Consider the following 12,498-nt stretch of genomic DNA (forward strand, 5'->3'; position numbering starts at 1 on the left):
GAAGCAGGTCCTGCGGCGTATCCTGTTGACACGTCGCTAGCTTAAAGGCTGAAAAATGGCGCAGAAAAAGAAGAAGCGCGGCCACCGCCTGGCCGCCGCCCTGGGAAGGGTGCTGGGATACTTCACTGCGAGCGCACTCTGCGGAGTCCTGGCTGCGACGCTGATAGCGCCGGCTGTTGCCGCCGTCGGGTTCGGGGTCAGCAACTCGATCACGTTCTTCGACAAACTGCCTGAGGAACTCACTGTCGAGCCGCCGTCGCAGTCTACAAAGGTCCTGACATCGGACGGCCAGCCGATCGCGACGTTCTTTGCGGAAAACCGCGTAAAGGTCCCGCTTGACCAGATGTCCCCGTATATCCGCAACGCCATCGTGGCCATTGAGGACAGCCGGTATTACGAGCACGCCGGCATCGATCCCCAGGGCATCCTCCGGGCAGCCATCTCCAATGTGACCAGCAGTGGACGCCAGGGCGCCTCAACCATCACCCAGCAGTACGTCACCAACGTGATCAACGAGGCATTCCTGTCCAAGGACCGCCCGGACGAGGTGATCCTCAGCGGCCAGAAGAGCATGGGCGACAAGCTCCGCGAAATGAAGCTGGCCATCGCCTTGGAGAAGCAGTTCAGCAAGGACCAGATCCTTGAGGGCTATCTGAACATCGTGTTCTTCAACCGGGACGCCTACGGCATCGAGGCCGCCTCCAGGTACTTCTTCAGCTCCACTGCCAAAGACCTCACGTTGCCGCAGGCGGCCCTGCTGGCAGGACTGGTGAACAGCCCCAGCTTCTACAACCCGGCCCTGAACCCGGACAAATCCATCGCCCGCCGCAACCAGGTCCTGTCCGAAATGCTCCGCCTTCGCAAGATCACGCAGGCAGAGCATGATGCGGCCGTTGCCACGCCGATCGAACTCAAACTCAGCCCTGCCCGGCAGGGCTGCGCCAACGCGGCGATGGCCCCCTATTTCTGTGATTACATCTCGCACCTCATCCTGAACAATCCGGCCTACGGCAGCAGCCTGATCGACCGGGAGCGCCTGCTGTACCGCGGCGGCCTGACGATTACCACCACGTTGGACAGCAGGCTCCAGGTGGCCGCGCAGGCGCAGGTGGACAGCACCGCCGGAGCGAATCCTGACCGGTGGGGCGCAGCGCTGGTGTCGGTCCAGCCGGGGACCGGCCGGATCCTGGCGATGGCGCAGAACACTGTGTTCCTGCCGGAGGAAGGAAAGTTCGACACCCAGCTGAATTTCAATGTGGATTCACGGGACGCTCAAGGCAACGACCTCAACGGTGCGGGCGGCTTCCAGCCGGGGTCCACCATGAAGCCCTTCACCTTCGCCGAGTGGCTTAATGAGGGCAAGTCGATGACAGCGGTGGTGGATGCTTCCCGACGGGTCTATCCGCTGGGCTTCCCCTGGCGGTCCAGTTGCGGGAAGGTGATGGGGGCCTACAGTACGGCGCAGAACAACCCTGAACTGGGCGCCGCCGATGACCTGCAGAACGCTGACGAGGGCTACTACCGCCCGATGCCCGTCAACTACGGCCTCTACAACTCCATCAACACCGCCACCTTCGCTGCCGCCACCCAGCTGGACTTTTGCGGCATCCAGAAGATGGTGGACGCCGTTGGCCTGCACAGCGGCCTGGACGGCGCGCAGATCAACATGCACCAGCTGGGCAACCTCCTGGGCGCCATCGGGGTGGCCCCGCTGCATCTGGCCAACGCCTTTGCCACATTCGCCAACGACGGCCGCTACTGCACTCCGATCGCCCTGGTGGAAGTGACGAGCGTCAACGGGAGCAAGCTTCCCGTTCCTGTCCCCGAGTGCCGCAATGCCGTGAAGCCTGAGGTGGCCCGAGGGGTCAACGTGGTGCTGCAGGACGTCCTCAAGGTCGGTTCCGGCGTCTGGATCAACCCCAAGATCCATACCCAGATGCCGGTGGCTGCCAAGACCGGAACCTCCAACAACAACGGCGCCACCTGGGTTGCCGGGTACACGTCCGGGCTGTCCACAGCGTCCTTCTTCGGCGACGCCCTTGAGGGCCAGAAACGTCCGGGCCAGAACGTGACCGTCAACGGGACGTTCTACCCCCGCCTGGACGGGTACATGATCGCCGGGCCCCAATGGGTCAATTACATGCTGCAGGTCGCGAAACTCTACCCGGCGAACCCCTTCCCGCCGCCGCCGGAATCCATGGTGGCCCCACCGAAGCCGTCTCCCGCGCCTGCTCCGGCTCCGGCTCCGGCACCAGCGCCCGCGCCTGCTCCCGCACCAGCCCCAGCTCCTGCGCCGGCCCCAGCACCCGCACCTTCCCCGGCTCCCCCGCCAGCACCACCCAGCACTCCGGGCGCAGCCGCCCTACTGCCGGGGCCCAAGGTTCCGGGCCCAGCGCCGCATAACGGCGTCCCGCCCGGCAGAACCTGACGCCCGACGACGGCGGGAGGCATCCGCCGTCGTCCGCCAACCTCAATGGGTGCCCGCCCGGGTTGGTGCCCGCCTAGGTTGTGCCGCGCCACAGCCGTTGCCACCAGGAGCGGCTGGTCCCCGGTTCCGGTTCGGGCGTCTCGGCGCCGGCGCGGGCGGCGCGGCGTTCCTGCCAGCGGGAAACTTCCACCTCGACGTCGCGGGTTTTGGTGATGACGGGCGGCCCGCCCTGGAGCTGGCGGCGGGCGTCGATGACGCGGGCGTTGAAGTCCACCAGGATGTCACGGACCTGTTTTTCGGTGAACTGGGTATCAAGGAGCGCATCCAGTTCAGCGTCCTCGGTGCGGAGCAGGATGGCTTTGGGACCCAGTCCACTGATGTTCTCCCGCTGGATGAGTCCTTTGACCCACCAGTCAGGATCGTAGGCCTCACCGAGGCCGGGGATGGGCTTGCCGGCGTATTTGAGGTTGTCGAACTTGCCCTGCGCCATCGCGTCCCGGATCAGGTATTCCGCCCTTTTGGCGTCGTCCACCTTCTTGCGCTTCTGCCGCTCACTCTCCTCGGCGGCGTCGAGCTCGGCCTCCTCTTCGGCACTGATCCCCGCTCCCCGGTAGGAGCGGAGTTCCGCCACCCGCTCGAGGCGCCGCTTGAAGTCGCCCGTCCCGCTCATGGCTAAAACACCGCCTCCCCTTCTGAAATCGAGCATGTCTTCCAGTATTCAGAACGCCGGCCGGTGTTTCAACGGGCCTGGGAGTGTTCCTGAGGGCTCAGCCAAGCGCCAGCGACGGGACACCGGTGTCCGCTACCACCACGGCCCCGGTCGCCGTCGAGTCCGGGTTCAGCATCCACCCCATCCGCTTGGCTCGGCTGAGGATCACCGCGCTTTCCACGAGTTCAATGTCCGGAATGCGCTGCTGGAGGGCCAGTTCAGCGGTCATCACATCGGCCAGGGACTTCAGCCACATCAGGATCACAAAATTTGTCCTCCCGCTGGTGGACGCATTGAGCCGGACCGTCCGCAGGCCGCGGAGCTCCGCGGCGGCAGTTTCATGCTGGCCCGGCGGCACATTGGCGAACCACTGGCAGCTCACCGGGTAGCCGGACAGGTTCTGCGCAATGTCACAGCGGAACGTCAGCAGGCCACTGGAAACCACCCTGTTCAGCTGTCGCTGGACCGTTGCGGGACTCCGGCCCAGGCTCCGGGCAATATCAGCGGCACTCGCCCGCCCATCGCGCGCCAGGAACGGAATCAGGTCCAGGTGGCTCTGCGGCAGGGGGGATCCGGCCCGAGGTCCTGCCGAACCGGCGGTCTCGTGGCCGACAACGGCACGCAGGGCATTTTGCTGCGCGTTGTCCAAGGCGTTCAGCCGCCACGTATGGCCGGCGGAGTGCAGGCGGGTTCCCAGCGATGTCCGGTACTTGAGCAACCCCGGGATCTCCTTGAACCGCGGAAGAACGTGATCCGTGAACTGTTCCAGGGTGGGCGAAATGACCGTCAGCATGAGGTCCCTGTTGCTGGCAGCCTCCTCAACTGTGACCACGTCCGGAATGGCGGCGAGTTCGGCGGTGACCTCTGCGCGTAGGCGCATCTCGCAGTCCACATCCACCAGCGCCAGGCACATCTGTTTGGGGTCGCCGATCAGATGTGCCGTGGTCCACGCCGCGCCCGCCGACCTCAACCTGTCCCAGCGGGCCGCCAGCGTGGTGGCATGAACCCCCAACACCTCCGCCGCGTCCGCCCAGCTGATCCGCGGCGCAACCTGCAGGACGTTAATCAGGGCAAGGTCCTCCTCGCTGAGCATCACTTCGGTCCGACCTTCCTGAGAATGAATGATTCCTGCGTTTCCCAGCATACTTTTGATTCTTTCCAGTACCTTCCGGAGTTGTGAACCAGGTCACCACACAATGGACAGCAGATCATCAACGGACTTCAGGGTCCAGAGGGAGCGCAGATGTCAATCACCACCGACGCCAGGGAGTTGCAAGGCGATATCGTCCGGCTTCGCCACGAGCTGCATCAGGAACCCGAGATCGGACTCCAGCTGCCCCGGACCCAGGAAAAGGTCCTCAAGGCGCTCGACGGCCTGCCTTTCGAAATCACCCTGGGCCAGAGCACGACGTCGGTCACTGCGGTCCTGCGCGGCGGCGCGCCGTACGCGTCGGAGACCAAACCGACCGTCCTCCTCCGCGCCGACATGGACGGCCTGCCCGTCCAGGAGCGGACCGGTGCAGTGTTCTCGTCGAAAACCGACGGCGCCATGCACGCCTGCGGCCACGACCTCCACACCGCCATGCTGGCCGGAGCCGCCACCCTGTTGGCCGAGCGCCGGGACCAGCTGGCCGGCGACGTCGTCCTGATGTTCCAGCCGGGCGAGGAAGGCTGGGACGGCGCATCACACATGATCCGCGAGGGCGTGCTGGACGCGGCCGGACGCCGGGCTGATGCCGCCTACGGGATGCATGTGTTTTCCGCACTGGAGCCGCACGGCCGCTTCGCCACCAAATCAGGGGTGATGCTCAGCGCCTCGGATGCACTGACCGTCACTGTCCTGGGCGCCGGCGGCCACGGCTCCGCCCCGCACGTCGCCAAGGATCCTGTGACCGCGGCCGCGGAAATGGTCACTGCCCTGCAGATCATGATCACCCGCCAGTTCAACGTGTTCGATCCGGTTGTCCTGACCGTGGGCGTTCTCCAGGCCGGCACGAAGCGCAACATCATCCCGGAATCGGCCCGCATCGAAGCCACCGTCCGCACCTTCTCAGAGCCCGCCAGGGAACGGATGATGGCTGCCGTTCCCACCCTTTTGAAAGGCATCGCCGCCGCCCACGGGCTGGAGGTCGACGTCGACTACCGCCACGAGTATCCCCCCACCATCAACGACGACGATGAGACACGTACCGCCGAGAAGACCATCGAGGACCTCTTTGGCAGCTCGCGCCTCTCCCGCTGGGCCACTCCGCTCAGCGGCTCCGAGGACTTTTCCAGGGTCCTCGCGGAAGTGCCCGGGACCTTCATCGGCCTCAGCGCTGTCGCCCCCGGCGCCGACCACACCACAACAGCTTTCAACCACTCCCCGTACGCCGCATTCGACGACGGCGTCCTGTCTGACGGAACAGCCCTTTATGCAGAGCTGGCCGTTTCCCGCATCGCAGCCCTGGCCTCGGCCGCCAACTGATTTCCTTCCACTTTGGAGAACAAGATGACCACAACAGCAGGCGTCCCAGCCGACGTCCAGGTCCACAAGTCCCACCTGCGCACCCTGATCGGCACCGGGATCGGCAACGCCGTCGAATGGTACGACTGGGCCATCTACGCCACCTTCTCGCCCTTCATCGCGAGCGCACTCTTCAGCAAGGAGGATCCGGCGTCGGCGTTCCTGGCCACCCTGGCCATCTTCGCCGTCGGCTTCGTGGCCCGCCCGTTCGGCGGCTTCGTGTTCGGCTGGATCGGTGACCGGATCGGCCGCAAGACGTCCATGACCTTCGCAGTGGGACTAGCCGCCCTGGGCAGCCTCCTGATCGGCATCGCCCCTACCTTCGAGGCCGTCGGTGCCTTCGCCTCGGTCCTGCTGCTGGTGGCCCGCCTCATCCAGGGCCTCGCCCACGGCGGGGAGCTGCCGTCGTCGCAGACCTACCTCTCCGAAATGGCACCCAAGGAAAAGCGCGGCTTCTGGGCAACACTCATCTACACCTCCGGCACAGTGGGCATCCTCGCCGGAACAATGCTGGGCGCCGTCCTGTCCAACGTCCTGAGCAAAGGCGACATGAACGCCTTTGGCTGGCGCATTCCCTTCCTGATCGGCGGGGCGATGGGCCTCTACGCCCTCTTCATGCGGGCCCGGATGAAGGAAACCGCCGCGTTCGAAGCGGAAACCCCCAAGGAAAAGCACGAACCCCTGTGGCCCCAGATCTACAAGCACCGCAAGCAGGCGCTGCAGGTTATCGGCCTGACCGTCGGCCTGACCGTGAGCTACTACATCTGGGGTGTCGTGACCCCAAGCTACGCCGCGTCAGTGCTGAAGATGGACCGCGGCGAAGCCCTCTGGGCCAGCGTCATCGCCAACGTGCTGTTCATTGCAGCCCTGCCTTTCTGGGGCCGGCTTTCAGACCGCATCGGCCGCAAGCCGGTCATGATCATGAGCGCCGCCGGCGCGGCACTGTTCCACTTCCCCATGACCTGGCTGCTGAAGGATTCCCCGTGGCAGCTCGCGGTGACCATGTCCGTCATGCTGTTTTTCATCGCCGGAAGCGCCGCCATCGTCCCGGCTGTGTACGCCGAACTGTTCCCCACCAAGATCCGCACAGTCGGCGTCGGCATCCCGTACTCCATCTGCGTGGCGGCATTCGGCGGCACGGCACCCTACCTGCAGGCGTGGCTGGGCTCGATCGGACAGGCCAACCTGTTCAACGTCTACGCCGTGATTCTCCTGCTCATCAGCATCGCATTTGTCTTCACCATCCCGGAGACGAAGGGCAAGGACCTGACGCACTGACACTGGTTGCCCCGGAGTTTTACGCACAGACGCCGACGGCGGGAGGTCCCGCCGTCGGCGTCTGTTCGCTGTCCGTCTGCCGCCGGTTGGCTCGGCAATCCCCCAACGCGGGGTCACTTTCGGCCCATAAAACGCCCGATTTTGGGCCTGGAGTGACCCCGCGTTGCCAGGTGGAGTCGATGGGTCGGAGCGGCTTTGGGTTACTCCGGTTCGGCGACGATGCCGGCCAGGCGCCACGGCGTCAGGCCTTTCCGAAGCTGAGGACGCGTCCGGCAACCGTCCAGCCTTAGGCCACGACGCGGCCTGCCTCGGCCGGTTCAAGGATCAGTATCAGGGGTCCGGGCGCCCATGGAGGTAGGCCTCTTCCGCAGGCCAAGTAGCCGAAACGGGATCCCTGCACGGCCGCCCTAAATCCGTGCAGGGGTCCTCCGTATGACTTCTGCGCCTTAGGCTGGGCGAATGACCGACCTGGCCACCTTCACGCCGACGCTGCTCGGCGTGGGGCTCCTGATGGCTTTGACTGTGGCGGTCCTGCGCGCCTACAAGGCTCCGCACAGCACGGCGCCGGCAGTAGCCATCCTGCGGGGCGCCGCTCAACTCGCTGTCATCAGCCTGGTCCTGAGCGGCATCATCACTGAGCCACTCTTCGTGGGGCTCGCGCTGCTGGTCATGTTCACTGTTGCGGCCACAGTTGCCACCCGTCGCCTGGGCTGGGCGTGGCAGAAGCTTGTTTTCGTCGGCGCTGCGATGGCCGCGGGCGTTGCCCTGACGCTTGCCATCGTTTTCCTCACCGGCGCCATTTCCTTCACCCCGCGGTTCGCCCTGGCGGTGGGCGGAATCATCATCGGCAACGCCATGACCATCACCACTCTTGCCGGCCGGCGCTTCACCGAATCAGTGATCGCCCGCTGGGAGGAGGTGGAGGGATGGCTCGCGCTGGGTGCCACGCCCCGGCAGTCGACCCTGGAACTGGCACGCGGTGCTGTCTATTCAGCACTGATCCCCTCCACTGACCAGACGAAGACGACCGGGCTGGTGACGCTGCCGGGGGCGTTTGTCGGCGCCATTTTCGGCGGGCTGTCACCGCTGGAGGCTGGGCGCTTCCAGATTGTGGTGCTTGCCTCGATCATGGCCGCCGGGGCCGTTACCGCCGTCCTGATCATCACGTTCCTTGCCCCGGTCCGCGTCAAGCCCGCCGCTTTAGGCTGACGGCGCCGGGCCCGGAGTCAGAGCTTTCCGAGTGACGCCGTGACGCGGGCCAGCTGGGTGATCTCACGCCAGTCCTCGTTCTCGATGGCGGCGCGCGGGGTGAGCCAGCTGCCGCCGACGCAGGAGACGTTCGGCAGTGCAAGGTACTTCGGGGCGGTGGCGATGCTGACTCCGCCGGTGGGGCAGAACTGCACCTGCGGGATGGGTGCCCCGATCGCGGCAAGGTAGTCCGGCCCGCCGGCCGGCCCGGCCGGGAAGAACTTCATGGCAGTCAGTCCCCGCTCCAGGACCAGCATGACTTCCCCCACCGTGGCAACGCCGGGCAGTACCGGCACGCCGACGGTCAGCAGGTGGTCCAGCAGCGCCGGGGTGACCCCCGGGCTGACGATGAACTGCGCTCCGGCGGCCACGACGGCGTCTGCCTGGGCAGGAGTCAGTACAGTGCCGGCCCCGACGAGGATTTCGGGCACCTCGTCGGCAATAAGCTTCAGCGACGTCAGGGCGCTCTCGGTGCGGAGCGTGAGTTCGATGATGCCGACGCCGCCGTCGGCCAGGGCCCGGGCCACCGGAACAGCGTGCCGCGGGTCATCGATGGTCACCACCGGGATGACGGGCGAAACGTTCAGGACGCTGGTGGCATCAGCCATGGTTGATCTCATTTCTCAGGCCGTCCAGGCCCTGCGTGTCGACAATGCGGTACCAGTGAAGGAGGAGGTCGCTGAAGCCGGGATGAGCGGCGAGCGCGGCGTCGAAGATGCTCCGCACGCCAAGCAGCGCAGGGACCACAGTGGCCGCGGTGCGCGTTGCCGGAAGTGCTGCGTGCAATTCGGTTGCGAGCGGATCGTTCAGGTCCGCGGTCGGGGTGGAGGCCACATGGTGCATCCACGCGGCGACGGCGAGCGCAGCCCAGCGGGGTTCACGGCCGGCGTCGAGGTTTGCCTGGACTGTGGTGAGCAGGCGCAGGCCGATTTTCTGTGACCCGTCGCTGCCCACCTTGGCGGTGGTGTGCCCCAGTGCAGGGTTGGCGAAGCGTTCCAGGACCTGCGCGCAGTAAGCCGCACCGTCCAGCCCGGGCGGAAGGTCGATGGTGGGCAGGGCGTCCCCGGCCATCATGCCGGCGCAGGCCGTGCGGAAGGCTTCTTCTCCGACGGCGTCGGCGATGGTGGTTTTGCCGGTGGCGAGGCCCAGGTAGGCCAGCATGGAGTGGCTGGCGTTGAGCAGCCGCAGCTTGGCCGCTTCCCACGCGGCAACGTCGGTGCTGAACAGCGCGCCGGCTTCCTCCCAGGCAGGCCGGTCGGCCGCGAAGTTGTCCTCGATGACCCACTGCATAAAGGGCTCAGCAACCACGGCGGCCTCGTCCCGGAGTCCCAGTTCGCGTTCGACGGCGGCGAGGTCGCCGTCGGTGGTGGCCGGCACCATCCGGTCCACCATGGTGGACGGGAACGTGACATTCGCGTCCAACCAGGCGAGCAGCGGCCCGGACTCAGCGTCCGGCAGGGCCTCGGCAAAGGCGCGGACCAGTGTTCCGGTCAGCTCCCCGTTGGCCGGCAGGTTGTCGCAGGACAGGACAGTGAGCGGCCCGCCACCAGTGCGGGAGCGCTGCTGGATGCCGCGGGCGATCTGTCCGATGGCTGTCTGCGGCGGACTGCCGGCAAGGTCAGCCTGCACCTGTTCGTCGTCGGTGTTCAGTGAACCGGTCCGCGGATCGATCCGGTAGCCCTTCTCGGTGACAGTGAGCGTCACTATCCGGGTGGTGGGGGCGGCGATCCGGTCCACCACGGTGTCCGGGTGGTCCCTGCCGGAGATGGCCTCCACGATGCTGGACATCACGCGGAGCGGCGCGGCTCCGGTACCCCGCTCGGCGACTGTGAAGAGACCGTCCTGGGGTTCCAGCTGCCGCGCGACGGTATCGGACCGCTGGGTCACCCCCACGGTCCCCCAGCTGAAGTTGCCGGAGGCGAGCATGGCTTTTTCGGTGAACACCGCGGTGTGCGCACGGGCAAACGCTCCGAGCCCTAAATGCACGATGCCGGGACGCACGTCCTCGCGCGGCAGCAGGTTCTTGGGCGTCGCGGCGGTGCCCGTGCCGTCGTCGGTTCCGGTGCCGAGCGCAGCGAGAGTGGCGTTGCTTAGGCGTGCGATGTCAGCTCTCCTTTGACGGCCCCGGCAGCGTGCGCGCTGGTCTGTTCGAAGGAAGGAATGAAGCCGGTCCCGCCCTTGCCGCCCACCACCAGGGATGCCGCCGCTGCGCCGTACCGGGCCGCCACGGGGAGGGGGTCGCCCAGCACCAGCCGCGCGGTCATGGTGCCTACGAAGGCATCGCCCGCGCCGGTCTGGTCCACAACAGCCGGGGCAGGAACCGAGTCGATCCAGGTGCTGTCCAGGCCTTCGCCCTCCAGCTGGATTCCCTCTGCCCCGCAGGTCACGGCAACGTTCGCTGCGCCGAGGCCGAGAAGCTTTGCCGCAGCCTCGCCGGCAGTGGAGGTGCCCAGAAGGGCCGATGTTTCGCCGGGAAAGGACGGGGTCACCAGGTAGCTTCGCGGCGCGAGCTGCAGAAGTGCCGCCGTCGCGTCCTCAACGGAGGTCAGGCTCGGCCGGAAGTTGGGATCGAACACGAAACGCCTGGCAAGTGCGGCGGCCTTGAGGACGGCCGCCCGGGACGATTCGGAGATGGCACAGGCGATTCCGCCGGCCACCACAGCACCGGCGGCCGCGAACACTGCGGGGTCGACATCATCGGGGCCGAGGCTGGATCCGACGCTGCCGCTGCGGGCGTAGGAGAACTCGCGCTGGCCTTCCGGATCGGAGTGCACCAGGTACACGCCCTGCTGCCCGGTCCGGAACTTCACCAGGCGGGTTGAGATGCCGAGTTCCGCGATCCGGGCGGCAATCGCCTGGCCAAGGTCGTCGTCGGTAAGTACCGAGAGCAGGCCCACCCGAGCCCCGGCGGCCGATGCGGCGGCAGCAACGTTGAGTGCATCGCCGGAAATCCCGAGCTGCGCGGGTACGCCGTGGCCGAAGGCAACATCGGTGGCCACCTCAACGAGAATCTCCCCCATGACGACGACGTCGAACGGCTGGTTTTCGCGCTCGTGCGTTGCGTCGTTCACCAGTCATGCACCGATCCGTCGAGCCGCCGGTTGATGGGGAGGTATTTCGGGTCAAAGGGGAAGCGGGCGGCGGCTTCCTCGTTGAACTCTACGCCGATCCCGGGGGCGTCCCCGGGGTGCATGTAGCCGTCATTGAAGGTGTAGGAGGTGGTGAAAACCTCGTTGGCCGGCTCCCGGTGTCCCATGTATTCCTGGATGCCGAAGTTGGGAATGCTCATGTCCACGTGCAGGGCCGCCGCGAACGAAGCCGGCGAGAGATCACCCGCACCGTGGGAGCCGGAGCGCACACCGTAGAGGTCCGCAAGGGAGAAGATCCGGCGCAGGTGCGTGATGCCGCCGGCGTGTGAAACGGATGTCCGGATGTAGTCGATGAGGCGCTCGGTGATCAGCTGCTGGCAGTCCCAGATCGAGTTGAACACCTCGCCCACCGCGATGGGGGTAGTGGTGTGCTGGCGGATCAGCCGGAACGCCGACTGGTCTTCGGCCGGCGTCGGATCCTCGATCCAGAACGGCCGGTACTCCTCCAAGGTGGCCCCCAACCTGCCCGCCTCGATGGGTGTGAGGCGGTGGTGCACGTCGTGAAGGACGTGGATGCCGTAGCCGAACTCCTCGCGGACGTGGGCCATCATCTTGGGCGCGAAGTCCAGGTACGCGGTGGTCTCCCACGCGTCCTCCTGCGGGACGTTGCCGCTGGCCGGCTCGTAGAGCTTGCCGTCCACCGGCGCGATACCGTAGGTCTTGTCCAGGCCGGGGACCGCTGCCTGCGCACGGATGGCCTTGTAGCCAAGATCCAGGTGGTGCTGGAAGTCTGCGCTGAGGTCCTCAAGGGTGGTACCGCTGGCATGCCCGTAGACCATCACGCCTTCGCGGGCGGCACCGCCAAGGAGCTCATAGACTGGCATTCCGGCGACCTTGCCCTTGATGTCCCAGAGCGCGACGTCGATCGCAGCGATCGCCGTCATGGTCACCGGGCCGCGGCGCCAGTAGGCGCCTTTGTAGAAGTACTGCCAGGCGTCCTCAATTCGGCGGGCGTCGCGGCCGATCAGCAGCGGGCAGAGGTGCTCGGACAGGTAGGACGCAACGGCCAGCTCGCGGCCGTTGAGGGTGGCGTCGCCGATGCCGGTGATGCCGTCCTCGGTTTCAATAACGAGCGTGACGTAATTCCGTCCGGGAGACGAAACCACTACCCGTGCGTCGGTGATCTTCACTGGTTGGTCCTTCAGGTGGTGATGGTCTGGAAATGGTGATGCTGGAGGCG

The 12,498-nt window shown here is 66.3% G+C and carries 10 protein-coding genes; 4 read left to right on the forward strand and 6 right to left on the reverse strand.

Annotation, left to right across the window (positions count from 1 at the left end):
• The first annotated feature begins 55 nt into the window (after nucleotides 1-55).
• Nucleotides 56-2,428, forward strand: coding sequence for a transglycosylase domain-containing protein (locus tag ABIA70_RS18945; RefSeq protein WP_354149126.1), 2,373 nt, complete (start codon nucleotides 56-58; stop codon nucleotides 2,426-2,428).
• Between the two features lie 73 nt (nucleotides 2,429-2,501).
• Here ABIA70_RS18945 and ABIA70_RS18950 read toward each other — a convergent pair whose 3' ends face one another.
• Together ABIA70_RS18950 and ABIA70_RS18955 are read right to left on the reverse strand one after the other, a co-directional pair.
• Nucleotides 2,502-3,134, reverse strand: coding sequence for a DnaJ family domain-containing protein (locus tag ABIA70_RS18950; protein WP_502917235.1), 633 nt, complete (start codon nucleotides 3,132-3,134; stop codon nucleotides 2,502-2,504).
• A 61-nt stretch (nucleotides 3,135-3,195) separates the two neighbouring features.
• Nucleotides 3,196-4,230, reverse strand: coding sequence for an Lrp/AsnC family transcriptional regulator (locus tag ABIA70_RS18955; protein ID WP_354149275.1), 1,035 nt, complete (start codon nucleotides 4,228-4,230; stop codon nucleotides 3,196-3,198).
• Between the two features lie 150 nt (nucleotides 4,231-4,380).
• Between ABIA70_RS18955 and ABIA70_RS18960 the strand changes: the two genes are divergently transcribed.
• The 3 genes from ABIA70_RS18960 to ABIA70_RS18970 all read left to right on the forward strand — a co-directional run bounded on the left by ABIA70_RS18960 (nucleotide 4,381) and on the right by ABIA70_RS18970 (nucleotide 8,130).
• The gene (locus ABIA70_RS18960) at nucleotides 4,381-5,604 is read left to right on the forward strand and encodes a M20 metallopeptidase family protein (protein WP_354149127.1); all 1,224 of its coding nucleotides are present in this window, start codon (nucleotides 4,381-4,383) and stop codon (nucleotides 5,602-5,604) included.
• A 24-nt stretch (nucleotides 5,605-5,628) separates the two neighbouring features.
• Nucleotides 5,629-6,921, forward strand: coding sequence for an MFS transporter (locus tag ABIA70_RS18965; protein WP_354149128.1), 1,293 nt, complete (start codon nucleotides 5,629-5,631; stop codon nucleotides 6,919-6,921).
• Between the two features lie 459 nt (nucleotides 6,922-7,380).
• Nucleotides 7,381-8,130, forward strand: a complete 750-nt coding sequence (locus ABIA70_RS18970) for an ABC transporter permease (protein ID WP_354149129.1) — start codon at nucleotides 7,381-7,383, stop codon at nucleotides 8,128-8,130.
• Between the two features lie 17 nt (nucleotides 8,131-8,147).
• Here ABIA70_RS18970 and eda read toward each other — a convergent pair whose 3' ends face one another.
• The 4 genes from eda to manD all read right to left on the reverse strand — a co-directional run bounded on the left by eda (nucleotide 8,148) and on the right by manD (nucleotide 12,448).
• Nucleotides 8,148-8,777: a bifunctional 4-hydroxy-2-oxoglutarate aldolase/2-dehydro-3-deoxy-phosphogluconate aldolase gene (gene eda, locus ABIA70_RS18975; protein WP_354149130.1), complete on the reverse strand. Its 630-nt coding sequence runs from the start codon at nucleotides 8,775-8,777 to the stop codon at nucleotides 8,148-8,150.
• Nucleotides 8,770-10,170, reverse strand: coding sequence for a mannitol dehydrogenase family protein (locus tag ABIA70_RS18980; protein WP_354149131.1), 1,401 nt, complete (start codon nucleotides 10,168-10,170; stop codon nucleotides 8,770-8,772). The genes eda and ABIA70_RS18980 overlap by 8 nt, the downstream gene beginning before the upstream one ends.
• Before the next feature lie 89 nt (nucleotides 10,171-10,259).
• Nucleotides 10,260-11,189 (reverse strand): PfkB family carbohydrate kinase, encoded by a 930-nt coding sequence (locus tag ABIA70_RS18985; RefSeq protein WP_354149276.1) that lies wholly within the window; start codon nucleotides 11,187-11,189, stop codon nucleotides 10,260-10,262.
• Nucleotides 11,190-11,236: 47 nt separating this feature from the next.
• Nucleotides 11,237-12,448, reverse strand: a complete 1,212-nt coding sequence (gene manD / locus ABIA70_RS18990) for a D-mannonate dehydratase ManD (protein ID WP_354149132.1) — start codon at nucleotides 12,446-12,448, stop codon at nucleotides 11,237-11,239.
• Between the last annotated feature and the right edge of the window lie 50 nt (nucleotides 12,449-12,498).

Origin of the sequence: Arthrobacter sp. 754 (assembly GCF_040548695.1) — a bacterium.
GTDB lineage: Bacteria > Actinomycetota > Actinomycetes > Actinomycetales > Micrococcaceae > Arthrobacter.